General features: G+C 60.5%; 17 protein-coding genes. 5 read left to right on the top strand and 12 right to left on the bottom strand.

What is annotated here, in order from left to right; all coding sequences use genetic code 11:
• Positions 1-31 precede the first annotated feature (31 nt).
• The 9 genes from gltB to ACA079_RS01885 form a co-directional block, all read right to left on the bottom strand.
• Positions 32-4,477: a glutamate synthase large subunit gene (gene gltB / locus ACA079_RS01925; protein ID WP_497702394.1), complete on the bottom strand. Its 4,446-nt coding sequence runs from the start codon at positions 4,475-4,477 to the stop codon at positions 32-34.
• Positions 4,478-4,827: 350 nt separating this feature from the next.
• Positions 4,828-6,423, bottom strand: coding sequence for an AAA family ATPase (locus ACA079_RS01920; RefSeq protein WP_497702393.1), 1,596 nt, complete (start codon positions 6,421-6,423; stop codon positions 4,828-4,830).
• A gap of 10 nt (positions 6,424-6,433) precedes the next feature.
• Positions 6,434-7,534, bottom strand: a complete 1,101-nt coding sequence (aroB, locus tag ACA079_RS01915) for a 3-dehydroquinate synthase (protein ID WP_497702392.1) — start codon at positions 7,532-7,534, stop codon at positions 6,434-6,436.
• 151 nt (positions 7,535-7,685) lie between these two features.
• Positions 7,686-8,204 (bottom strand): shikimate kinase AroK, encoded by a 519-nt coding sequence (aroK, locus tag ACA079_RS01910; RefSeq protein ID WP_010464421.1) that lies wholly within the window; start codon positions 8,202-8,204, stop codon positions 7,686-7,688.
• 4 nt (positions 8,205-8,208) lie between these two features.
• Complete coding sequence (locus ACA079_RS01905; RefSeq protein ID WP_497702391.1) at positions 8,209-10,299, bottom strand: type IV pilus secretin PilQ; 2,091 nt, start codon at positions 10,297-10,299, stop codon at positions 8,209-8,211.
• A 13-nt stretch (positions 10,300-10,312) separates the two neighbouring features.
• Positions 10,313-10,840: a pilus assembly protein PilP gene (locus ACA079_RS01900; protein ID WP_497702390.1), complete on the bottom strand. Its 528-nt coding sequence runs from the start codon at positions 10,838-10,840 to the stop codon at positions 10,313-10,315.
• On the bottom strand, positions 10,837-11,460 hold the full coding sequence (gene pilO, locus ACA079_RS01895; protein ID WP_436274940.1) for a type 4a pilus biogenesis protein PilO: 624 nt from the start codon (positions 11,458-11,460) through the stop codon (positions 10,837-10,839). The genes ACA079_RS01900 and pilO overlap by 4 nt, the downstream gene beginning before the upstream one ends.
• Entirely contained in the window at positions 11,457-12,023 is a 567-nt protein-coding gene (locus ACA079_RS01890) for a PilN domain-containing protein (RefSeq protein ID WP_415758255.1), read from the bottom strand. The genes pilO and ACA079_RS01890 overlap by 4 nt, the downstream gene beginning before the upstream one ends.
• Entirely contained in the window at positions 12,023-13,087 is a 1,065-nt protein-coding gene (locus tag ACA079_RS01885) for a pilus assembly protein PilM (RefSeq protein ID WP_497702389.1), read from the bottom strand. Before ACA079_RS01885 ends, ACA079_RS01890 begins: the two co-directional genes overlap by 1 nt.
• 218 nt (positions 13,088-13,305) lie before the next feature.
• On the opposite strand from ACA079_RS01885, the gene ACA079_RS01880 reads away from it, so the two are divergent.
• The gene (locus ACA079_RS01880) at positions 13,306-15,747 is read left to right on the top strand and encodes a penicillin-binding protein 1A (RefSeq protein ID WP_497704266.1); all 2,442 of its coding nucleotides are present in this window, start codon (positions 13,306-13,308) and stop codon (positions 15,745-15,747) included.
• Between the two features lie 256 nt (positions 15,748-16,003).
• Here the strand turns inward: ACA079_RS01880 and ACA079_RS01875 are convergent, their stop codons facing one another.
• The 3 genes from ACA079_RS01875 to rpmE form a co-directional block, all read right to left on the bottom strand.
• A complete protein-coding gene (locus ACA079_RS01875; protein ID WP_008149557.1) occupies positions 16,004-17,272 on the bottom strand; it encodes a malic enzyme-like NAD(P)-binding protein in 1,269 nt (422 codons plus the stop codon).
• A 183-nt stretch (positions 17,273-17,455) separates the two neighbouring features.
• Positions 17,456-18,256, bottom strand: coding sequence for a thermonuclease family protein (locus ACA079_RS01870; protein WP_497702388.1), 801 nt, complete (start codon positions 18,254-18,256; stop codon positions 17,456-17,458).
• 14 nt (positions 18,257-18,270) lie between these two features.
• The gene (gene rpmE, locus ACA079_RS01865) at positions 18,271-18,501 is read right to left on the bottom strand and encodes a 50S ribosomal protein L31 (protein WP_008080648.1); all 231 of its coding nucleotides are present in this window, start codon (positions 18,499-18,501) and stop codon (positions 18,271-18,273) included.
• 170 nt (positions 18,502-18,671) lie between these two features.
• Here rpmE and ACA079_RS01860 point away from each other — a divergent pair, with 170 nt between their 5' ends.
• From ACA079_RS01860 to hslV, 4 genes are all read left to right on the top strand, one after another.
• Positions 18,672-20,891: a primosomal protein N' gene (locus ACA079_RS01860; protein WP_033055356.1), complete on the top strand. Its 2,220-nt coding sequence runs from the start codon at positions 18,672-18,674 to the stop codon at positions 20,889-20,891.
• Positions 20,892-21,117: 226 nt separating this feature from the next.
• Positions 21,118-22,854: an arginine--tRNA ligase gene (gene argS, locus ACA079_RS01855; RefSeq protein WP_497702387.1), complete on the top strand. Its 1,737-nt coding sequence runs from the start codon at positions 21,118-21,120 to the stop codon at positions 22,852-22,854.
• 1 nt (position 22,855) lies between these two features.
• A complete protein-coding gene (locus ACA079_RS01850; protein WP_033055354.1) occupies positions 22,856-23,560 on the top strand; it encodes an SPOR domain-containing protein in 705 nt (234 codons plus the stop codon).
• Between the two features lie 289 nt (positions 23,561-23,849).
• Positions 23,850-24,380 (top strand): ATP-dependent protease subunit HslV, encoded by a 531-nt coding sequence (hslV, locus tag ACA079_RS01845; protein WP_007899242.1) that lies wholly within the window; start codon positions 23,850-23,852, stop codon positions 24,378-24,380.
• The last annotated feature ends 23 nt before the right edge of the window (positions 24,381-24,403 follow it).

Genomic DNA, 24,403 nt, shown 5'->3' with positions numbered 1-24,403 from the left:
TTAAAACCTCATCAAACTCTTCAGGCGCATATCACTGCGGGTTGGCACGGGTGCTGGAAAGCAACGATTTCAGGTTGGCAGCCTTGGGCTTGACCAGCCAGAAACGACGCAGATAGTCATCGAGGTTTTCAGCGAGGTTACGACCCCACTCGCTGTCGGTTTCCTCGACGTATTCGTTCAGCACGCGTTGCAAGTGGCTGCGATAGGCTTCCATCGCCTCACCGCTGATCCGCTGGATTTCCACCAGTTCGTGGTTGACCCGGTCAACGAAGGTGTTGTCCTGGTCGAGCACGTAGGCGAAACCGCCGGTCATGCCTGAGCCGAAGTTGTAACCGGTCTTGCCCAATACGCAGACGAAACCACCGGTCATGTACTCGCAGCAGTGATCGCCAGTGCCTTCCACAACCGTGTGAGCACCGGAGTTACGCACCGCAAAACGCTCGCCTGCGGTACCGGCAGCGAACAGTTTGCCGCCGGTGGCGCCGTACAGGCAGGTGTTGCCGATAATGGCGCTGTCCTGAGTCTTGAAGGCGCTGCCCTTCGGCGGAACGATGACCAGTTTGCCGCCGGTCATGCCTTTGCCGACGTAGTCGTTGGCGTCGCCTTCCAGGTACATGTTCAGGCCGCCAGCGTTCCACACACCGAAGCTCTGACCGGCCGTCCCTTTGAAGCGGAAGGTGATCGGCGCATTCGCCATGCCTTGGTTGCCGTGTTTGCGAGCGATTTCACCGGAGATCCGCGCGCCGATCGAACGGTCGCAGTTGCAGATATCCAGCGCAAAATCGGCGCCGCTCATGTCGTTGATGGCCGAGGTGGCCATGCCGACCATTTTCTCGGCCAGCAGGCCTTTGTCGAACGGTGGGTTGCGCTCGACCTGGCAGAACTGAGGCTTGTCCGCCGGGATGTGATCGCTGCCCAGCAATGGCGTCAGGTCCAGGTGTTGCTGCTTGGCGGTCTGGCCTTCGAGGATTTCCAGCAGATCGGTACGACCGATCAGCTCTTCGAGGGAGCGCACGCCCAGCTTGGCCAGCCACTCACGGGTTTCTTCGGCGACGTAGGTGAAGAAATTCACCACCATGTCGACGGTCCCGATGTAGTGATCCTTGCGCAGCTTCTCGTTCTGAGTCGCGACGCCGGTGGCGCAGTTGTTCAGGTGGCAGATACGCAGGTATTTGCAGCCCAGCGCGATCATTGGCGCGGTGCCGAAGCCGAAGCTTTCAGCGCCGAGGATGGCAGCCTTGATCACGTCGAGGCCGGTTTTCAGGCCGCCGTCGGTTTGTACCCGCACTTTGCCGCGCAGGTCGTTGCCGCGCAGGGTCTGGTGGGTTTCGGCCAGGCCGAGTTCCCACGGAGCGCCCGCGTATTTGATCGAGGTCAGTGGCGATGCACCGGTGCCGCCGTCGTAGCCGGAGATGGTGATCAAGTCCGCGTAGGCCTTGGCCACACCGGCGGCGATGGTGCCGACGCCCGCTTCTGCAACCAGCTTCACCGAGACCAAAGCCTTCGGGTTGACTTGTTTCAGGTCAAAAATCAGCTGCGACAAATCTTCGATCGAATAGATGTCGTGGTGCGGTGGAGGCGAGATCAGGGTCACGCCCGGCACTGCGTAACGCAGCTTGGCGATCAGACCGTTGACCTTGCCGCCTGGCAGCTGACCACCTTCGCCGGGCTTGGCGCCCTGAGCGACTTTGATCTGCAGCACTTCAGCGTTGACCAGGTATTCCGGGGTCACACCGAAACGGCCAGTCGCAACCTGTTTGATTTTCGAGCTCTTGATGGTGCCGTAACGCGCCGGGTCTTCGCCGCCTTCGCCGGAGTTGGAACGCGCACCGAGGCGGTTCATGGCTTCGGCCAGGGCTTCGTGAGCTTCCGGCGACAAGGCGCCGAGGGAGATGCCTGCGGAGTCAAAGCGCTTGAGCACCGACTCCAGCGGTTCGATCTCGCTGATGTCCAGCGGCGTGTCCAGGGTTTTGACCTTGAACATGTCACGGATCATCGACACCGGACGGTTGTCCACCAGCGCCGTGTATTCCTTGAACTTGCTGTAGTCGCCCTGCTGCACAGCGGCTTGCAGGGTGTTGACCACGTCCGGGTTGTAAGCGTGATATTCGCCACCGTGGACGAACTTCAGCAAACCGCCCTGCTGGATTGGCTTGCGCGGGCTCCAGGCTTCGGCAGCCAGGGCTTTCTGCTCGGCTTCGATGTCGACGAAACGCGCACCTTTGATGCGGCTCGGTACACCACGGAAGCTCAGTTCGCAGACTTCTTCGGACAGGCCGATGGCTTCGAACAACTGCGCACCGCGGTACGACGTGATGGTCGAGATACCCATCTTCGACAGGATCTTCAGCAGACCTTTGGTGATGCCTTTGCGGTAGTTCTTGAACACCTCGTAGAGGTCGCCCAGCACTTCACCGGTACGGATCAGGTCGCCCAGCACTTCGTAGGCCAGGAACGGATAGACCGCCGAGGCGCCGAAACCGATCAACACCGCGAAGTGATGCGGATCGCGAGCCGTCGCGGTTTCAACCAGGATGTTGGAATCGCAACGCAGGCCTTTTTCGGTCAGGCGGTGGTGCACCGCGCCGGTGGCCAGGGAAGCGTGGATCGGCAACTTGCCCGGGGCAATGTGACGGTCACTCAGCACCACTTGGGTACGGCCGGAGCGCACAGCTTCTTCAGCCTGATCGGCGACGTTGCGGATCGCCGCTTCGAGGCCGACGCTTTCGTCGTAGTTGAGGTCGATGATCGCGCGCTCGAAGCCCGGACGATCGAGGTTCATCAGCGAGCGCCACTTGGCCGGAGAAATGACCGGCGAGCTGAGGATCACGCGCGAGGCGTGTTCCGGCGACTCCTGGAAGATGTTGCGCTCGGCACCGAGGCAGATTTCCAGCGACATGACGATGGCTTCACGCAGCGGGTCGATCGGCGGGTTGGTGACCTGCGCGAACTGCTGACGGAAATAGTCGTACGGCGTACGCACGCGCTGGGACAGCACAGCCATCGGCGTATCGTCGCCCATCGAACCAACGGCTTCGTAGCCTTGCTCGCCGAGCGGACGCAGCACCTGATCACGTTCTTCGAAAGTGACCTGGTACATCTTCATGTACTGCTTGAGTTGATCGACGTCGTAGAACGCCGAACCGTGGTCGTTGTCTTCCATGGTCGCCTGGATGCGCAGGGCATTCTTGCGCAGCCATTGCTTGTACGGATGACGGGACTTCAAGCGGTTGTCGATGGCGTCGGTGTCGAGGATCTGGCCGGTTTCGGTGTCCACGGCGAAGATCTGACCCGGGCCAACGCGGCCCTTGGCGATCACGTCTTCAGGCTGGTAGTTCCAGACACCGATTTCCGAGGCCAGGGTGATGAAACCGTTCTTGGTGGTGACCCAACGCGCCGGACGCAGACCGTTACGGTCGAGCAGGCACACCGCGTAGCGACCGTCGGTCATTACCACGCCGGCCGGGCCGTCCCACGGTTCCATGTGCATCGAGTTGTATTCATAGAACGCACGCAGGTCCGGGTCCATGGTTTCGACGTTCTGCCACGCAGGCGGAATGATCATCCGCACGCCACGGAACAGGTCGATACCACCGGTGACCATCAGCTCAAGCATGTTGTCCATGCTGGAGGAGTCGGAGCCAACACGGTTGACCAGCGGGCCGAGTTCTTCCAGATCCATCAGATCATTGGTGAACTTGGTGCGACGGGCCACGGCCCAGTTGCGGTTACCGGTGATGGTGTTGATCTCGCCGTTGTGGGCGAGGAAGCGGAACGGCTGAGCCAGCGGCCATTTCGGCAGGGTGTTGGTCGAGAAGCGCTGGTGGAACACGCAAATCGAGGTTTGCAGGCGCTGGTCGCTGAGGTCTGGATAGAAGGCGGTCAAATCCGCCGGCATCATCAGGCCTTTATAAATGATGGTCTTGTGCGAAAAGCTGCAGACGTAGTGATCGACGTCGGCGGCGTTGGCCACGGACGAGCGACGACGGGAGGTGAACAGCTTGACGGCCATGTCCTGATCGCTCAGGCCATCGCCGGCGATGAACACTTGTTCGATCTGCGGCAGGCGCTCAAGGGCCAGGCGACCAAGGACGCTGGTGTCGATCGGCACTTTGCGCCAGCCGACGAGGGTCAGGCCAGCAGCGAGGATCTCGCGGTTCATGTTCTCGCGAGCGGCTTCGGCTTTGACCGGGTCCTGGTTGAAGAAGACCATGCCCACCGCATATTGCTTGGGCAGTTCGACGCCGAACGTTTCCTGGGCGATGGCTCGCAGGAACACATCCGGCTTTTGAATCAGCAGACCGCAACCGTCACCGGTCTTGCCGTCGGCGTTGATCCCACCGCGGTGGGTCATGCAGGTCAGGGCCTCGATGGCCGTTTGCAAAAGGGTATGACTGGGCTCGCCCTGCATATGGGCTATCAGGCCGAAACCGCAGTTATCCTTGAATTCATCTGGTTGGTACAGACCTGCTTTCATAGACACTTTCTCACCAGGCTGCCTCTTATCGAGGCAAATTTCTTTTCAATTCAACCACTTACCATCCGCGCCGAACGTACGCCAGCTTTGCGGGGGCAAAAGGGAGGTCATTGTACACACCGACACAGAGGCTCACAAATTTGACGACGAAATGTCGCAAATCTATGTCGCATTTGTGAAAGGTTTAAAGCGATATGCTGTGCTAGTCAAAACTTTTTTAATTTTGACCGCAACGACTCAAAGACTACTGTGACGCAGACACCACAAGGCACGCGGCCTGTAGAGGCGGCATGCGCTTGTAGAAATTTTGAGGTGCTGGGAGAGGCGGCCTGGGTAAGGCCGCCGAATCATCAGCGAGCTGTAGCCAGTTCCTGTTGGACGCTGGCGACAGTGCGAGGCCAAGGTTTACCAGCCTGAACCTTCGCTGGCAAGGCCTTGATGGCGGTAACGGCTGCATCGCGGTTGGCGAAGCTACCGTAAGTGATGACGTAAAGCGGCTTGCCGTTGAGGACTTTCTTGAAATAACGGTACTCGCCGCCCTGCTCCTTGACGAAGGATTGCGCGGCCGCTTCAGAGCTGGTGCCGAGGATCTGCACCACGTAGTTACCCGGCGCTTGCCCTGCGTACCAGGTGCCGCCAGTGGCCTTGGCCGCGGTGGCTGGTTTCTCGGCAGGCTTGGCGGCGGCAACGGCGGCTGGCTTGGCTGGCGCTGGAGCCGGTTTCACGGCAGGCGCAACCGGGGCTGGCTTGGCAGTCGCGACCTGAGTCGGTGCAGGCACAGGCTTGGCGGCTGGCGTCGGCGCAGGACCGGCCGACAGACCTGCTGGAGGCGCGGTGGTGGTCACGGTCGGCGGCGTAGCGCTCGAACCTTCGATCGGCACGCCGTCGTCGCCTTCGGTGATGCCACCGGCGGCTTCGGCCAACGGACCACGCATGACCGGCTGCGAGTTGCCGACCAGCGGCAATGGCATCGGTTGCGAGTTACCGGCGAATTCGACGGCAGGCGCGCCGCCGCTGTTAGGTTGTGGCGTGCCCTGGCCGAGCGGCAGTTGCGCCTGTTCGTTGACAGGTGCGCCAGTGGTCGGTGCTTTGCTGCGACCCGGCATCAACCAGGCGGCGGCTACCGCGACCACGACAACGGCGGAAATCGCCAATACGTGTTTCTTCGGCATGTTGAACCCCATACTTGGACGCTTCACCGCTGAGCGGCTGGCAATCATGGCTTCGATCATTGCATCGCGGGCAACCTGGTTGATGGTGCCAGGCCAACCGTCGGAGCTTTCGTGAATATCAGAGATCTGATCTGCGGTGAAAAGTTCGATACCCCGGCCGGCGCCTTCGAGTCGCTGCTCCAGATATTCGCGGGTTTCTTCTTCGGTGTAAGGCTGCAACTCGATGACGTGGAACCGCTCTTCCTCGAGGGTCAGCGCCTCCAGTTGAGCAATCAGCGACGACTCACCGAACAGGAACACATGCGGGCGACCTTCCGGTGCACCGGCGGCCAGGGCCAGCAAGGCTTCCAGCGCGGACTCGTCGAGTTGCTCGGCGTCATCCACCAGCAAATAGACTTCCTGCCCCGTCAGTGCAAGCTGCACCACTTGAGCCAGAATCGCGCCGATCTCGGGCTGGGCGACGTTCAGCGCCTGAGCCACCTGACGCAGCATGCCGGCCGCATCACCGGCGCCACGGGCGGAAACCACCACGCTCTGCACCGACTGTTTGTTGGTGCTGGCCACCAGGGCTTGACGCAACAGCGTCTTGCCACTGCCTTGCGGGCCGGTGACGACCAGCAGCAACTGACTGTAGCGCGCCAGGTGATGCAGTTGCCCCAGCACCGGTTTGCGCTGGGCCGGGAAGAATTTGAAGCCAGGCACCCGTGGAGAAAAAGGGTCATGACTCAACTGGTAATGGCCGAGGAAAGCCTCGTCGGCGTGCAAACTAGTCATCGGGATCTTATTAACCTTTAAGCTGAGCCAGAGCGCGGTAATCCGCTCCCAGCGTGGCCTGTAAAACCTCTTTCGGATAATCGTCGGTCACCACCGCTTCGCCCATGTGGCGCAGCAGCACCAGGCGCAAACGACCGTCGATCACTTTCTTGTCAATTGCCATGTGTTCGAGAAAATCGGCTTCAGTCATCTCTTCAGGCGGGATGACCGGCAGGCCGGCACGCTGGAACAGACGAATGCCGCGATCGCGCTCTTGCTCGCTGATCCAGCCCAGGCGCGCGGACATTTCCAAGGCCATTACGGTGCCAGCAGCGACCGCCTCACCATGTAGCCAGACACCATAGCCCATGTGGGTTTCGATGGCATGGCCGAAGGTGTGACCCAGGTTGAGCGTGGCGCGAACACCGGTCTCCCGTTCGTCGGCACCGACCACCTCAGCCTTGGCCGCGCAAGAGCGCTCGATGGCGTAAGTCAGGGCGACCTGGTCCAGGGCGCGCAGGCGATCAACGTTGTCTTCAAGCCAGGTCAGGAACGGCTCGTCGCAGATCAGCCCGTATTTGATGACCTCGGCAAGCCCGGCGGACAGTTCGCGGGCCGGCAGGGTATTGAGGGTAGCGGTATCAATCAGCACCACGTTCGGCTGATAGAAAGCGCCGACCATATTCTTGCCCAGCGGATGGTTGATCCCGGTCTTGCCGCCCACCGAAGAGTCGACTTGCGACAGCAGCGTGGTCGGGATCTGGATGAAATCGACACCACGCTGGTAGCAGGCGGCCGCAAAACCGGCCATGTCACCAATCACACCGCCACCGAGGGCGATGACCGTGGTACGGCGGTCGTGCCGCGCGGTCAGCAGACCGTCGAAAATCAGTTGCAGGGTTTCCCAGGTCTTGAACGCTTCGCCGTCCGGCAGCACCACGGAAACCACCGAGAACTGTGCGAGGCTGCGGGTCAGACGCTCGAGATAGAGCGGCGCAACGGTCTCGTTGGAGATGATCGCCACTTGCCGTCCGCGGATATGCGGGGCCAGCAGCTCAGGCTGATCCAACAAACCTTCGCCAATATGAATCGGGTAGCTGCGCTCGCCTAGATCGACCTTGAGTGTCTGCATGTGTCCCCACAGTGAAGATGGAATCAGGCGTCCTGCCTTGAGTTAACGAATGTCCACGGCGTCTGCTGGTGTGACGCCGTTCGGTAGCCATCTGCCACAACCTTGAGCGGCCATGACAGGACGCCGAGGATAGCGCATTTCGCGCTGCGCTTTAACGGGGAGGTAGCTGCTGCAAGCGTTCGAGAATATCGAGCACCACCATTCGCGGCGGCCGCTCATCGGTTTCGACCACCAGATCGGCGATTTCACGATAAAGCGGATCGCGGATCGCCAGCAGATCCCGAAGGGTCTTGGCCGGATCGGCAGTACGCAACAGGGGTCGATTGCGATCGCGGGACGTGCGACCCACCTGCTGCTCGACTGACGCATGCAGATAGACCACCCGCCCGCCGGCGTGCAGCGCCCGGCGATTGGCCTCGCGCATCACCGCGCCGCCACCGGTCGCCAGCACCACGCCGTCGCAGCCGCACAGCTCGGCAATCATCGCCTGCTCGCGGTCACGAAAGCCCGGTTCGCCTTCCTTATCGAAAATCCACGGGATATTGGCGCCCGTGCGCAATTCAATTTCCTTATCGGAATCTTTGAATGGCAGGCGCAGCTCTTTGGCCAGCAACCGGCCGATGGTGCTTTTTCCAGCCCCCATCGGTCCAACAAGAATCAAATTTCGCACAGAATCAATGACTCACAGCAATCGCCTGGTTATTCATGATACGCGGAGTGAGAAATACCAGCAGCTCGGATTTTTTCTCCGAAACCACGTCACGCCGGAAAAGGCGGCCAAGATACGGCACATCACCGAGAAATGGCACCTTATCTACAACCTTGCTCTGAGTATTTGAGAAAACTCCGCCAATCACGATGGTCTCGCCGTCGTTGACCAGGACCTTGGCATTGACCTCGTTTTTCTTGATCGGCGGCACATCCTGCACTTTGTTCAGGTAGTCCGGTTCGTCCTTGGTGACCTTGACCTCCATGATGATCCGGTTGTCCGGAGTGATCTGCGGCGTCACTTCCAGCGACAGCGAAGCCTCCTTGAACGACACCGAGGTAGCGCCGCTGGAGCTGGCTTCCTGATAGGGAATCTCTGTGCCCTTGAGGATTTTCGCGGTTTCCTTGTCCGAGGTGACCACCTTGGGCTGCGAGACGATTTCGCCGTTACCGGTCTTCTCCATGGCCGTCAGCTCGAGATCCAGCAGCACATTGTCGGTGATGAATGCGATGCCGAGCCCCGAGGTGTTGGCGGCGGTGCCCAGGTCGACGAACGGCGAGTTGGTGCTGGTGCTGCCAGGCGTACCGATGGTCGACGAAGCATTAGCCCCATTATTGCTGACGCCCGAGGTGTTCCAGTTGCCCTTGTTCTGCAATGATCCGCCCCAGCGCACACCGAGGCTCTTGTCATAGTCGACGTTAGCTTCGACGATGCGCGCCTCGATCATCACCTGACGCACCGGGATATCCAGTTGCGCGACGATACGGCGCAGTTCGTCGAGTCGATCCTGGGTCTGGTAGGCAATGATGTTGTTGGTCCGTTCATCCACCGTGATCGAGCCCCGCTCGTCGGCTTTTGCCTCGGCACTGGTCACCGACTGGAACAGCTTGGCGATATCGGCAGCTTTGGCGTAGTTGACCTGCAACAGTTCGCGACGCAGGGGGGCCAGGTCGGCGATTTGCTTCTGTGACTCCAGTTCCTGACGCTCGCGGGCAGCGATTTCGTCAGCTGGTGCGACCAGCAAAACGTTACCGATCTTGCGCTTATCCAGGCCCTTGGTTTTCAACACCAGATCCAGCGCCTGATCCCACGGCACGTTCTGCAAACGTAGGGTGATGCCGCCCTGCACGGTGTCGCTGGCCACCAGGTTGAGGTTGGTGAAATCGGCGATCAGTTGCAGCACCGAGCGCACATCGATGTCCTGGAAATTCAGCGAGAGCTTTTCACCGGTGTAGGCGAAACGTTCGGTGTTGCGTTTCTGCAAGTCATCGACGGTCATCGGCCGGATGCTGACGGTCAGCTTGTTGTCGGTCTGGTAAGTCGAATAATCGAAGGCGCCGCTGGGCTCAATAACGATCGTGGCCCGATCGCCCGTCGCACTGGCGTTGACGAACTGCACCGGCGTGGCGAAATCCTTGACGTCCAGACGGACACGCAAGGGTTCAGGCAATTGGGTCTTGGCGAAACCGAGGATGATCTTGCCGTCGCGCTCCTGAATGTCCGGGGCGATGGAAGGATCCGACAGATCGATGACCACATTGCCTTCGCCCTGGGTGCCGCGCTGGAAATCCACGCCCCGAATGGCCTTGCCTACCGGCGCATAGGCTTTCGCCGGGGCTGGCGTTGCAGTCGCTGCGCGCGGCTTTTTGGGCGCCGGGCTGGAGGCCGTTTTGTTGGCACCTTGGCCGACCACAACGAACAGCGTGTTGCCTTCAACCCGTGTGTTGTACGGAGTCAACTGGGTCAGGTTGATGATCAGCCGCGTACGGTCCTTGGCTTGCACCACCGTGGCGCTGCGGGCATTTCCGCCGCCCAGTTCACGATTTTTGCTTTTTAGCTGACTGACGACGCCAGGCAGATCCAGCGCAATCCGTGCAGGCGATTCCGTGGTGTAACCGTGGGGCGGCGGCGGTGGCCCATCGAACGACAACTTCAACTCGACGCGGTCCCCCGGAAGCGCGGCGACATCCAGCGCTTTGAGGTTGGCCGCTAGTACCATCGGCGACAGCAACGCTATCCATAGCGAAATACCGAAGGTTGAGAAAATCCTGTTCATTATTCGAGTTCCACTATGAGTGCTCTTTCAAAGGGATGGTCCGCGGCCGCTCCAGCCAGGCGCCTTCGCCGTCGGGAACGATTTCGACCACATCGACCTGCGAGCCACTGATGGCGACGACCCGCCCATCGTTACGCCCCAGGTAATCGCCGACTTTCAACCGATGCACCCCGCCCGCCCCGCGCAGCAGCGCAAAGGAGCCGGTCGCATTGGCGATCGTCCCGACCATTTCAAACTGCTCGATGTTGAAACCTTCGAGGTACTGCTTGACCCGATTCGGGTCAGGTTTGACGTTGCGCGAGCCGTGCTTCTGGCCGGCCAGATCGACTCTGATCTGTCGGGAAAACGGGCTTCGCAGGTTGGCGGCGCTGTAGGTGAATGTTGGGTAAGACCGAAATGTCGGCGTTGGTTCAATCTTGCCGGGCGCACGCAAACGCATTTCGTTCATGTACGCGTCCAGGTCGCTGAAGTCATTTTCGCTGCCGCAACCGGCCAGGCCGGCGACCAACACCACCATCGAAAAACAACGAATCGGGCTCATTTTTGCAGCCCCTTGTCGTTGTAGCGGTAGGTCTTGGCGAGGATGCTCATGCGCAACTTCGGACCACCTTCCGGGTTGGCCGGCGCAAGGTCGAAGTCATGCAGGGTGACAATCCGTGGCAGCCCGGCGACGCCGCTGACGAAGGTGGCAAGATCGTGATAGGCACCGGTGACGGTGATCTGGATCGGTAGCTCGATGTAGAACTGCTGCGTGTTCTCCGGCAGCAGTTTGATCTCTTCGAACTCCAGGCCACTGCCCAGGCCGGTGCGAGTGATGTCCTCCAGCAGGCCGGGCACTTCGGTGTCACTGGGCAATTGCCGCAGCAGCACGCCAAAGGAGTTCTCCATTTCCTTCATCTGCTGCGTATACAGCTCCAGATTCGCCGCCATATGGGCTTTGTTGGCGAATTGCTCCTTGAGGGTCGACTCTTCCTCGCGCTTGAGTTCGAGGTGGCTCTGAAGGTCGCTGATGGAAAAACTGTAGCCCAGCGAAAGCACCAGAATCATGAGCAGAATACCCGCCAGTGCCTTGATGGCTGGCGGCCATGAACCCATGTTATTGGTGTCCAGGTCATTGATGTCGATCTTGCGCAGGCCTTCGAACCAGTCAGACAGCCTCATTTGCCGCCCTCCGCAGCGGCGGGCTGAGTCTGACGAACGGTCAGCTGAAAGACGTTGGCCTGATCCAGCTGACCGGCGGTCGTCGCTTTGACCTCCGTCAGGGTTGGCGCATTGAACCAGTCCGACGCATCCAGATTACGCATCAGGTCCGAAACACGGTTGTTGGATTCTGCCGCGCCCGTAATAGAAAGGGTTTTGCCGGCCATTTTCACCTCGGTGAAGTACACCCCGTCCGGCAAGGTACGCGCTAACTGGTCGAAGATCCGCCCGCTGATCGGACGGTTGCCTTGCAGGTCCTGAATGATGCGCATGCGCTCGACCAGTTGCTGGCGACGGGCCTTCAAATCGCTGATCTGTTTAATCCGCTCGTCGACCACGGCAATCTGTTTACCGATGTAATCGTTACGAGCCACTTGCCGATCGATAGCGCCACTGATGGCCTGGTTTGCGATCAGCACCGCGCCCACGGCCCCCACCATCACACCGACCAGCGCCAGCAAAAAGCGTTTGCGGCGCGCTTCACGCTGCTCTTCGCGCCAGGGTAAAAGATTGATCCGCGCCATCAGTCGAAACTCCTGAGGGCCAGCCCGCAGGCGATCATCAGTGCCGGCGCATCGCTGGCCAGGGCACCGGCGTTGACCTTGCTGCTTAGGGTCATGTCGGAGAACGGGTTGGCCACTTGCGTCGGCGTACCCAATCGTTGCTCGATCAACCGGTCCAGTCCCGGGACCGATGCGGTACCGCCGGCCAACAGAATGTGATCAACCGAGTTGTACTGACCGGAGGCGAAGAAAAACTGCAACGAACGCGACACCTGCTGCACCAGCGCATCGCGGAACGGCTGCAACACCTCACTGACGTAATCGTCCGGCAAACCACCCTGCTTCTTCGCCAGCCCCGCCTGCTCAACGGTCAGGCCATAACGTCGCTGGATTTCCTCCGTCAGTTGACGACCGCCGAACAATTGCTCGCGGGTGTAGATGATCCGCCCCTGGTGCAGCACGCTCAGGGTGGTCATGGTGGCGCCGATATCGACCACGGCTACCGTCAGACGCTCCTGAGAGGCCGCCAGTTGCCTCGCCAGCAATCCGTAGCAACGCTCCAGCGCATAAGCCTCGACGTCGACCACGCGCGCCGTCAGGCCGGCCAGAGCCAGGGCCGCTTCCCGCACCTCGACGTTTTCCTTGCGACAGGCCGCCAGCAGCACATTGACTCGCTCGGGGTTGCGCGCAGAAACGCCCTGGACCTCAAAGTCGATGGCCACTTCGTCCAATGGATAAGGGATGTATTGATCAGCCTCGATCTTCAGCTGGTTTTCCATTTCGTCATCGGAAAGACCGGCGTCCATCTCGATGGTCTTGGTAATCACCGCCGAACCGGCCACGGCCACGGCCACGTTCTTGAGGTTGGTTCTGGCCTTGAGTAGCACGCGCGCGAGTGCCTGCCCTACGCCTTCGAGCTCGGCGATATTTTTCTCGACCACCGCATTGGTGGGTAAAGGTTCCACCGCATAGGCCTCGACCCGATAGCGGTCGCCTTGGCGGCTTAGCTCCAGAAGCTTGACCGACGTGGAGCTGATGTCGATCCCCAGAAGCGTATTGGCCTTTTTATTGAAGAGTCCTAGCACTACCAATTCCCTATGACTATCCGTGTCTTACGGACTCTGTAATATCCGTTGCGTTCAAACCACCCGTCTTGACAGCAGCGCAAATGACGCCCTCGACGGAAAAATGCTTATAATGCCCAGCGTTTTTTTCCGGTTTTTACTTCAAGCGCGGGTCGTTCCCTGTTTATCTGAACCCTGATGCCAAATTCATTCTTTGCCCTGGATGTCCAAAAGCCTTGATTCGTCTGCTGAAATTTTTCGGTTGGTCCATCGTCGCCGTTTTCTGCGGACTGCTCCTCGGTCTTAGCGGCGCCTTTCTCTACCTTAGTCCGGGTTTGCCATCCGTGGAGGCGCTGAGAAGCATCCAGTTGCAGATTCCTTTGCGGGTCTACAGCAGCGACAACAAGCTGATCGCAGAATTTGGCGAAATGCGCCGCACACCGATCCGGTTCGCCGACATTCCCCCCAATTTCATTAATGCGTTACTAAGTGCTGAAGACGACAATTTCGCCAATCACTACGGTGTCGACCCCAGCAGCCTGATGCGCGCGGCCACCCAGTTGGTAAAAAGCGGACACATTCAGTCCGGCGGCAGCACCATCACCATGCAGGTAGCGAAGAACTTCTTCCTGACCAGCGAACGCAGCTTCTCGCGCAAAACCACCGAAATTCTCCTGGCCCTGCAGATCGAACGGCAGCTGACCAAGGACGAAATTCTTGAGCTGTACGTCAACAAGATCTATCTGGGTAACCGCGCCTACGGTATCGAAGCCGCTGCACAGGTTTACTACGGCAAGTCGATTCGTGATGTCAGCCTGGCGCAGATGGCGATGATCGCCGGCCTGCCAAAAGCCCCCTCGCGCTTCAACCCGCTGGCCAACCCGGCGCGCAGCAAGGAACGTCGCGACTGGATCCTTGGGCGCATGTACAAGCTCGGCAAAATCACCGAAGCCGACTACACCACCGCGATCAACGAGCCGCTGAACGCCAGTTATCACGTGCCAACCCCGGAAGTGAACGCACCGTACATCGCTGAAATGGCCCGCGCCGAAATGGTCGGCCGTTATGGCAGCGACGCCTATACCGAGGGTTTCCGTGTCACCACCACGGTGCCGAGCAACCTGCAGGAAATGGCCAACACCGCAGTCCACGAAGGGTTGATGACCTACGACCAGCGTCATGGTTATCGCGGCCCCGAGTCGCGCCTGCCGGGCAAGACTCGCGAGGCCTGGACAACCGAGCTGACCAAACAGCGCACCATCAGTAGCCTTGAGCCCGCCATCGTCACCCAGGTCGACAAGACCGGCCTGCAAGTGATGACCCGTACCGGTGACGAACACGTCGGCTGGGACAGCATGAAATGGGCGCGTCCGTTCCTGAATACCAACAGCATGGGCGCCAATCCGAAGCAGCCTTCGGACGTCGCCCAGGTCGGCGACCTGATTCGTGTGCAACGCCAGCCGGACAATTCGCTGAAATTCAGCCAGATCCCGCAGGCTCAGGGCGCACTGGTTTCCCTCGATCCGCAGAACGGTGCCATTCGTTCCCTGGTCGGCGGCTTCGCCTTTGAACAGAGCAACTACAACCGCGCCATGCAGGCCAAGCGCCAGCCGGGTTCGAGTTTCAAGCCGTTCGTCTACAGTGCCGCACTGGATAATGGCTACACCGCCTCCAGCCTGGTGAACGACGCACCGATCGTGTTCGTCGACGAGTACCTGGACAAGGTCTGGCGTCCAAAGAACGATACCAACACGTTCCTCGGCCCGATCCGCTTGCGTGAAGGCCTGTACAAGTCGCGTAACCTGGTTTCGATCCGGTTGGTGCAAGCCATGGGCGTTGGCAAGACCATCGATTACATCACGCGCTTTGGCTTCAACAAACAGGACCTGCCGCCCAACCTGTCGCTGGCCTTGGGCACCGCGACGCTGACGCCAATGGAAATCGCCACCGGCTGGAGCACCTTCGCCAACGGCGGCTACAAGATCAGCCCCTACATCATCGACAAGATCGAAAGCCGCAATGGCGACACGCTGTTCGTCGCCAACCCGCCGAGCGTCCCGAAAGGCAGCGTCGCCACTGATGGCATCGCCGCCCCTGTCGCGGCCAACGCCTTCACCGTCAACGCAACCCCGGGCGAAGCCTTGACCGCCCAGCCAGCACCACAAACGCCGGCCGTGGCCGAGCGCGTCGTCGATGGTCGCACCACGTTCATCCTCAACAGCATGCTCGAGGACGTGATCAAACTCGGCACCGGCCGCCGCGCCCTGGCCTTGGGCCGAAGCGACATTGCGGGCAAGACCGGTACCACCAACGAATCCAAGGACGCCTGGTTCTCGGGCTACAACGCCGATTATGTGACCACTGTCTGGACCGGTTTCGACCAGCCTGAAAGCCTGGGTCGCAAAGAGTTCGGCGGCACCGTCGCCCTGCCGATCTGGATGAGTTACATGGGCGCCGCACTCAAAGGCCTGCCGCCGCATACGCAGCAAGAGCCGGAAGGCATCCTCAGCCTGCGAGTCGACCCGGTCAGCGGCCGTGCAGCCACCCCAGGCACGCCAGGCGCCTACTTCGAGCTGTTCAAGGCCGAGGACACGCCACCGTCGGCGAACGAGCTGGGCAACGGCACTGCGCCGGGCAGCCCACTGCCTGCGGATGAAGCGGCGCCGATCGATTTGTTCTGATCGGCTAAAGCTGCAAAAAGCCCCGCCTTCGAAAGAAGAGCGGGGCTTTTTTGTATCTGCAATTTCTGTACAGCCTGAAAATCTACTCGCCAGTGCTGGCCTCATCGCGAGCAAGCTCGCTCCCACATTGGAATGCGTACCCCTGTGGGAGCGAGCTTGCTCGCGATGAGGCCAGCACAACCGCTGCAAAACCCACAGGCAAAAAAAAGCCCCGACTCATTCGAGCCGGGGCTTTCTGTTGAAGCGCTACAACGACTTAGCCGTTGAACACGTCATCCACGCTTTTCAGCGGGTAGTTCTTCGGATACGGCAGGGTCGCTACGCCGGTCTCGATTGCAGCCTTGGCCACGGCATCGGAGATCACGGTGATCAGACGTGCATCCATTGGTTTCGGGATGATGTACTCACGACCGAATTCCAGTTTGATGCCGCCGTAGGCGTCGCAGACTTCCTGTGGAACCGGCAGCTTGGCCAGTTCACGCAGGGCGTTGGCCGCAGCCACTTTCATTTCTTCGTTGATGCGCTTGGCGCGAACGTCCAGGGCACCACGGAAGATGAACGGGAAGCCCAGCACGTTGTTGACCTGGTTCGGGTAGTCCGAACGGCCGGTCGCCATGATCACGTCGTCACGGGTGGCGTGAGCCAGTTCCGGGGCGATCTCTGGATCCGGGTTGGAGCACGCGAACACGATCGGGTTGGCCGCCATGGACTTCAGGCCTTCAGCGCTCAGCAGGTTCGGGCCGGACAGGCCAACGAACACGTCGGCGCCTTTCAGGGCGTCGGCCAGCGTGCGTTTTTCAGTCGAGTGAGCGAAAACAGCCTTGTACTGGTTCAGGTCGTCACGGCCGGAGTGGATCACGCCGGTACGGTCAACCATGAAGATGTTTTCGATGTTGGCACCCATGCTCACCAGCAATTTCATGCAGGAGATGGCGGCAGCACCGGCGCCCAGGCAGACGATCTTGGCGTCAGCGAGGGTTTTGCCAGCGATTTCCAGGGCGTTGATCATGCCGGCCGCAGTAACGATCGCGGTGCCGTGCTGGTCATCGTGGAATACCGGAATGTCGCACTGCTCGATCAGAGCGCGTTCGATCTCAAAGCACTCAGGTGCCTTGATGTCTTCCAGGTTGATGCCACCGAAGGTGATAGAGATGCGCTTGACGGTGTCGATGAAGGCTTGCGGGCTTTCGGAGTCGACTTCGATGTCGAAAACGTCGATGCCGGCGAAGCGCTTGAACAGCACGCCTTTACCTTCCATCACTGGCTTGGAAGCCAATGGGCCGAGGTTACCCAGGCCAAGAATTGCGGTGCCATCGGAAATGACTGCAACCAGATTGCCCTTGCCGGTGTACTTGTAGGCGAGTTCAGGGTCGCGGGCGATTTCGCGGACTGGTTCGGCTACACCGGGGCTGTAGGCCAGCGACAGGTCGCGGGCGGTAGCGGTGGCTTTGGTGAGCTCGACGCTCAGCTTCCCTGGACGAGGATGGGCATGATATTCGAGAGCGGCAGTTTTCAAATCAGACATATGGGCATTCCGCTTTTTACTGTGGGACAGACGGACCGCCGAGGATACTCGTGTCGCAAAGTCCCTACAAGACTGACCGGTCACCCCTGTCAAGCGCCCGGCCCTACGACTTTGGACCAAGAGCCGCGGAACACAAGGGATTGACTGTTCACAATCCACATTGAAAATGTCTACAATTTTTTATCACTGTGCCATCTGAAGCATCGCCGGGTCGGTCAACGGCAGAAGCCAGCGCGCCTGCCCTTCTTTCAGTCCGCCGCGCCGCGAACGGTCCAGCACCCAGCCACGGGCCTCGATCTGCCTGCCCTTCAGCCGCTCGAGACTCGCCACATCGAACTGTCCCAGCAAATTGGGTGCAACGCGCAGTACAACCGAATCCTGCAACTCGATCCAAACCCCGCCGCGATTGCGCTGAACCTTGCTCACACGACCGCTGAGCACAGCGAAACCGGAAGCGCTGATCTGCTCCGCTTTCAGCACAGGGGATTGACGCCACAACCCGAGTCCGGCCTGACGGGCGCTGTGTTCAGCCGCTTGCTGGCAGTCGACCAGATCGACATTCGGCGCGACCGCTACCTGGAAACCGAGCCCTTCAGCGAGCATCTGCGCTTCAAGGTTGGCGCCATCGGCGCTGTAGACATGCGCCAAGGCGCGGCCGTAATGGTCTTGGCTTTCTTTACCGGGCAATAAACCGACCCGCCCGTCGCTGGCGGCCACCAGAGCCTCCAGACGTTGGCGCGCGACCACCGCGAACGGCTCGTCGGAGCGGCCTTTCTTGCCCAGCTCCGGCGTATTCAAACCGATCATGCGCACACTGCGGCCATCGCTCAGGCGCAGCGTGTCACCATCCACCACCCGTTGCACCACAACGGGTGTCAGCCCGCTCGGCGCCGGGCAGAAGGCCTGGGCACCGGAAAGCCAAATCGCAGACACAAAAAAGGCGCCCGCGAGGGACGCCTTTTTCATCAGCAAGGTAAAGCCCATGGGGCTTTGCAACCTTACTCTGCAGCAGCAGGAGCTTTCTTGCCGAAAGCACCGAAGCGGTCTGCGAAGCGCTGTACACGGCCGCCAGTATCCAGAGTCTTCTGCTTACCGGTGTAGAACGGGTGGCACTCGTTGCATACGTCAGTACCCAGTGGCTTGCACAGGTTCGAACGAGTTTCGAACTTGTTGCCGCAGCTGCAAGTTACTTCGATGGTTTCGTACGCTGGATGGATATCGGCTTTCATGGTGTATTCCTCAGGCTAGTGTGCCGCCACTCAACACTATTGTTGAATACCGCACATAATTAGGCCGCGGATTCTACCAGACCTTTGCAATCACGCAAGCTGTCCCTTACACCGACCGTCTGCTAGGCTCCCGGCCTTCTTCACCGCCCCATCATCGAGAAAACAACCGCGTGCCCGACGCCATTTTGCGCCTCGCCCTGCCTTCGCCCCTGCGCCGCCTGTTCGATTACCGTGCCCCGGCCGGGGTCCTGCGTGCCCAGTTGCAGCCGGGCATGCGCCTGCGGGTCCCGTTCGGCCGGAGGGAAATGATCGGGATTCTGGTGGAGGTCACCGACACCAGCGAAGTCCCGGTAGAAAAACTCAAGCCGGCCCTGGCCCTGCTCGATGCCACGCCGCCGCTGCCGCCAGCGCTGTTCAAACTGTGCCTGTGGACCTCCCAGTATTACCAGCACAGCCTCGGCGACACCTTGAGCTGGGCGCTGCCGGTGTTACTGCGTCAGGGCGAACTGGCCGAAGCACGTCAGGAACGCTTCTGGTCCGCCGCGCCCGGCGCCAGCCTTGATGACCCGCGCATCGCTCGCGCCCCGCGTCAACGGGAGGCCCTGGCGACCCTGGCCCAGCATCCCCACGGCGTCGCCCATCAGTTGTTGAGCAAACTGATGCTGAGCAAGGACAGCCTGGATTTGCTGCTGGCCAAGGATCTGGTGCAAGTCGAAATCCGCAAGCACGCCCCCGACGCCCGCCACGAACACTGGCTGGCGCAGCCGGAACTGCCGCTCAACCCTGAGCAACGCGCCGCTTATGAAGCGATTCGCGCCGGATTCGACAGTTATCACGCGTTCCTGCTGGCCGGTGTCACCGGCAGCGGCAAGACCGAAGTCTATTTGCAACTGATCCGAGAAACTCTTGAAGCAGGCAAGCAGGCGCTGGTGCTGATCCCGGAGATCAACCTCGGCCCGCAGACCCTGGCGCGCTTCGAGCAGCGCTTCAATGCACGCATCGCGCTGATCCACTCGGCAGTCAACGACCGCGAACGCCTCGAAGCCTGGCTCGCCGCCCGGGACGGTGATGCCGACATTATTATCGGCACCCGTTCGGCGCTGTTCACGCCGATGAAGAACCCCGGCCTGATCATCATCGATGAAGAGCACGACGGTTCCTATAAACAGCAGGAAGGCCTGCGCTATCACGCCCGCGACCTGGCATTGGTCCGCGCACGCCAGGAAAACATCCCGATTGTCCTCGGCTCCGCCACGCCTTCGCTGGAAAGCCTGCACAACGCCTACACCGGTCGATACGGACTCTTACGCTTGAACGAGCGTGCCGGTGGCGCCAAACAGCCGCGTTTCCTGCGCCTGGACGTGAAAAGTCGTCCACTGGACAGCGGCATTTCCGGGCCGATGCAGCAGGCCATCGGTCAGACGCTGGCTGCTGGCCAACAAGTATTGGTGTTCCTCAACCGCCGCGGCTTTGCCCCGACCTTGCTGTGTCACGACTGCGGCTGGATGTCCGAGTGCCAGCGCTGCGATGCGCGCATGACCGTGCACCAGCGCTCCGGCGAACTGCGTTGCCATCATTGCGGCTACGTCGAACGCGTCCCTCGGCATTGCCCGAAGTGCGGCAAGGTCGATTTAAGGCCAGTCGGCGCCGGCACCGAGCGCGCCGAAGAACGATTGGGGATTTTGTTTCCGGACGTCCCGGTGCTGCGGGTCGACCGCGATAGCACTTCGCGCAAGGATGCGATGAATCAGCTGTTCGCGACCATTCAGAAGGGCCAGCCGTGCATTCTGGTCGGCACGCAAATGCTTGCCAAAGGGCATCACTTTCCACGGGTGACCCTGGTATCGATTCTCGATGCCGACGGCGGGCTGTTCTCCGGCGACTTCCGCGCCAGCGAGCGCATGGCGCAGTTGATCGTCCAGGTTGCCGGGCGCGCGGGCCGGGCTGAAGAGCCGGGCAAAGTGATCATCCAGACGCACCTGGCCGACCATCCGCTGCTGGTGCAATTGACTGAACAGGGCTATTTCGCCTTTGCCGAACAGGCGTTGAGCGAACGTCGCTCGGCGGGGTTACCACCGTTTGCGCACTTGGCGCTGCTGCGGGCCGAAGCGCACAAACCGGGGCAAGCTGAAGGTTTTCTTGATGAGGCGTGCAGTGAGGCTGAGCGTTTGCTGGCCGAACAGAACCTGACCGGGATTGAACTGCTAGGGCCAGTGCCTGCGCCGATGGAGCGCCGGGCCGGGCGTTATCGTGCGCAGTTGTTGCTGCAAGCGACGGCTCGGGCGCCGTTGCATCGACTATTAAGCAGCTGGCTGCTGGTGTTGGAACAGATGCCGAGTGGGCGGGCGGTACGCTGGTCCCTTGATGTCGATCCTGTGGATTTGTATTGATAGAGCCATCGTCATCGCGCGTAGGAGCAAGGCTTGCCCGCGATAGCGCCCTTGAGATCGCCATCGCGGGCAAGCCATGCTCCTACACGCGATGGCGGCCGATTTGTCACCACATATCCATAACCTGCCCGCTATAGTTGGCAAGCCCGTCTTCGCAACGGATAATGCCCAGTTTTTCCACTAGCGCATCCAGGCGCCGCCGCGCTTGCGGTCGAAAGAGAACACCATGAAAGACACCATTCGCCAGCTGATCCAACAAGCCATCACCCAACTCGTCAACGAAGGTGTGTTGCCTGAAGGCCTGTCGCCGGCGATCCAGGTGGAAAACTCCCGCGACAAGACTCACGGCGACTTCGCCAGCAACATCGCGATGATGCTGGCCAAACCGGCCGGCATGAAGCCGCGTGACCTGGCAGAGAAAATCATCGCCGCGCTGCCAGCTGATGAAAACGTCACCAAGACCGAAATCGCCGGCCCCGGCTTCCTGAACTTCTTCCAGAACACCCAGGCCCTGGCCACTCGCTTGGACGCCGCCCTGGCCGACGAGCACATCGGCGTGCGCAAAGCCGGCCCGGTGCAGCGCACCGTCGTCGACCTGTCAGCACCGAACCTCGCCAAAGAGATGCACGTCGGCCACTTGCGCTCGACGATCATCGGCGACGGCGTGGCGCGGGTGCTGGAGTTCCTCGGCGACGAAGTGATCCGTCAGAACCACGTCGGCGACTGGGGCACCCAGTTCGGCATGCTGATGGCTTACCTTCAGGAAAACCCGATCACCAGCGACGAGCTGTCGGACCTGGAAAACTTCTACCGCGCCGCCAAGCAACGCTTCGACGAATCCGAAGAGTTCGCTGACCGCGCCCGTGGCCTGGTGGTCAAGCTGCAAGCCGGCGACCCGGACTGCCTGGCGCTGTGGACCAAGTTCAAAGACATCTCGCTGTCGCACTGCCAGAAAATCTACGAACTGCTGAACGTCAAACTGACCATGGCCGACGTGATGGGCGAAAGCGCCTACAACGACGACCTGATCAACGTAGTCAACGATCTCAAGGCCGCTGGCCTGCTGGTCGAGAGCAACGGCGCCCAGTGCGTGTTCCTCGATGAATTCAAGAACGCCGACGGCGACCCGCTGCCGGTGATCATCGTCAAGGCTGACGGCGGTTACCTCTACGCCACCACCGACCTGGCGGCCGTGCGTTACCGCAGTGGCAAGTTGAAGGCTGATCGCGCGCTGTACTTCGTCGACCAGCGTCAGGCCTTGCACTTCCAGCAAGTATTCCAGGTCGCGCGCCTGGCCGGCTTCGTGACGCACCCGATGGAAATGGAACACATGGGCTTCGGCACCATGAACGGCGCCGATGGCCGTCCATTCAAGACCCGTGACGGCGGCACCGTGAAGCTGATCGACCTGCTGACCGAAGCCCAGGAACGTGCCTACAACCTGGTGAAAGAAAAGAACCCGGAACTGGCTGAAGACGAACTGCGCAACATTGCCAAGGTCGTGGGCATTGGCGCGGTGAAATACGCCGACCTGTCCAAGCACCGCACCAGCGACTACAGCTTCAACTTCGACCTGATGTTGAACTTCGAAGGCAACACCGCACCGTACCTGCTGTACGCCTACACACGCGTGGCCGGCGTGTTCCGCAAACTCGGCAAGGACTTCAGCGAAGTCGAAGGTCAGATCGTCCTCGAAGCACCGCACGAACACGAGCTGGCGGCGAAGCTCGCTCAGTTCGGCGAAGTGCTCAACAACGTTTCCGACAAAGGCACGCCGCACATCCTCTGCACCTACCTGTACGATGTCGCCGGCCTGTTCTCCAGCTTCTACGAGAACTGCCCGATCCTCAGCGCCGACACCCCGACGCAAATGCAGAGTCGTCTGCGCCTCGCCGCGCTGACCGGCCGCACACTCAAGCAAGGCCTGGAACTCTTGGGTCTGGAAACTCTGGAGCGTATGTAAGTTGGCTGCCAAGAAAAAACCTGCACCCAAGCGTGGCGCCAGCCGTTACCAAGCTCCTGCAAAGCAACCGATCCCGGGCTGGCTGTGGATGGCCATCGGCCTGACGGTCGGCGCGTTTATTGTGTTCCTGATGAAGCTGGAACCGGGCAAGGGCAGCGAGAGCGTCAAGCGCGAGAAGATCGAGCAGCAGAAAGCCAAGATCGTCGAGGCCAACAAGACTCCGCCGAGCCCGACGCAACCGGTGAAGCCGAAGTACGACTTCTACACGTTGCTGCCGGAATCGGAAGTCATCGTACCGCCGGATGCCGTGCCGGAGAAAACCCTGCCGACGCCACAAGTACCGGCCATTCCAACGACGCCGGTTACGCCAGAGCAAGCGGCGAAGATCGATACCGCGCGGGCTCAGGCAGCACTGGCCGGGATTACTCCGCCGCCAGCGCCACCGGTGTCCAAAGCGGCGCCAGTGACCAAGTTCTTCCTGCAGGCCGGCTCGTTCCGCAAGGAGGCTGATGCGGACAAGGTTCGGGCACAGATCATTTTGCTCGGTCAGGCTGTGGCGGTTGAATCCGGCACCGTGAAGGACGAAACCTGGTATCGGGTATTGGTCGGACCGTTCAGCAACCGCGAGCAACTGACCACGGCTCAGAAACAACTGGCCGGCAGCGGGTTCAGCAACCTGTTGTTACAACAACGCCAAAGCCGCTGACCTAGCAGAAACAACCTGCTTTTGTGGCGAGGGAGCTTGCTCCCGCTGGAGTGCGCAGCACTCCCAAACCCGGCTACCGCGGTCCGTCAGACAGACTGCGGTAACCGGGTTTACGACTGCTTCGCAGCCGAACGGGAGCAAGCTCCCTCGCCACAGGGATTCACTTACATCCTCCTTCGCGAACGACACACCGCTCGTCCCCTCTCCCTTCCTACAGTTGAAATACGCTCCACCACCCCCATATGAGTTGGCATAAGGCATTTTCGCCCCGCTGCGTGGAGACTCTCCCTTGACCACCATCGTTTCAGTTCGCCGCCACGGCAAAGTCGTCATGGGCGGCGACGGCCAGGTTTCTCTCGGCAATACCGTGATGAAAGGCAACGCGAAGAAAGTTCGCCGCCTGTACCACGGCCAGGTTATCGCCGGCTTTGCCGGAGCCACCGCTGACGCCTTCACCCTCTTCGAGCGTTTCGAAGGCCAGCTTGAGAAACATCAGGGCCACCTGGTTCGCGCCGCTGTCGAACTCGCCAAAGAATGGCGCACTGACCGCTCCCTCAGCCGCCTCGAGGCCATGCTCGCGGTTGCGAACAAAGACGCCTCTCTGATCATCACCGGCAACGGCGACGTGGTCGAACCTGAAGAAGGTCTGATCGCCATGGGCTCCGGCGGCGGTTACGCCCAGGCCGCCGCCAGCGCGCTGCTGAAGAAAACCGATCTGTCGGCCCGGGAAATCGTCGAAACCGCCCTCGGCATCGCCGGCGACATCTGTGTATTCACCAACCACACCTTCACCATTGAGGAGCAGGACCTCGCTGAGTAAGCCTGTTTTGGCCACCATGCCAC

The organism is Pseudomonas sp. LBUM1645, assembly GCF_059716185.1.
Note: the sequence above shows the minus strand (reverse complement) of the source record. Positions and strands in the feature narration are given on the sequence as shown.

What these genes read in the sequence shown, in the direction of transcription:
- gltB (WP_497702394.1), bottom strand. Translation starts at nt 4,477, where the DNA reads ATGAAAGCAGGTCTGTACCAACCAGATGAATTCAAGGATAACTGCGGT.
- aroB (WP_497702392.1), bottom strand. Translation starts at nt 7,534, where the DNA reads ATGCAGACACTCAAGGTCGATCTAGGCGAGCGCAGCTACCCGATTCAT.
- pilO (WP_436274940.1), bottom strand. Translation starts at nt 11,460, where the DNA reads ATGAGGCTGTCTGACTGGTTCGAAGGCCTGCGCAAGATCGACATCAAT.
- ACA079_RS01900 (WP_497702390.1), bottom strand. Translation starts at nt 10,840, where the DNA reads ATGAGCCCGATTCGTTGTTTTTCGATGGTGGTGTTGGTCGCCGGCCTG.
- ACA079_RS01905 (WP_497702391.1), bottom strand. Translation starts at nt 10,299, where the DNA reads ATGAACAGGATTTTCTCAACCTTCGGTATTTCGCTATGGATAGCGTTG.
- rpmE (WP_008080648.1), bottom strand. Translation starts at nt 18,501, where the DNA reads ATGAAAGCCGATATCCATCCAGCGTACGAAACCATCGAAGTAACTTGC.
- ACA079_RS01875 (WP_008149557.1), bottom strand. Translation starts at nt 17,272, where the DNA reads ATGTCTGATTTGAAAACTGCCGCTCTCGAATATCATGCCCATCCTCGT.
- ACA079_RS01870 (WP_497702388.1), bottom strand. Translation starts at nt 18,256, where the DNA reads ATGGGCTTTACCTTGCTGATGAAAAAGGCGTCCCTCGCGGGCGCCTTT.
- argS (WP_497702387.1), top strand. Translation starts at nt 21,118, where the DNA reads ATGAAAGACACCATTCGCCAGCTGATCCAACAAGCCATCACCCAACTC.
- ACA079_RS01890 (WP_415758255.1), bottom strand. Translation starts at nt 12,023, where the DNA reads ATGGCGCGGATCAATCTTTTACCCTGGCGCGAAGAGCAGCGTGAAGCG.
- ACA079_RS01920 (WP_497702393.1), bottom strand. Translation starts at nt 6,423, where the DNA reads ATGACTAGTTTGCACGCCGACGAGGCTTTCCTCGGCCATTACCAGTTG.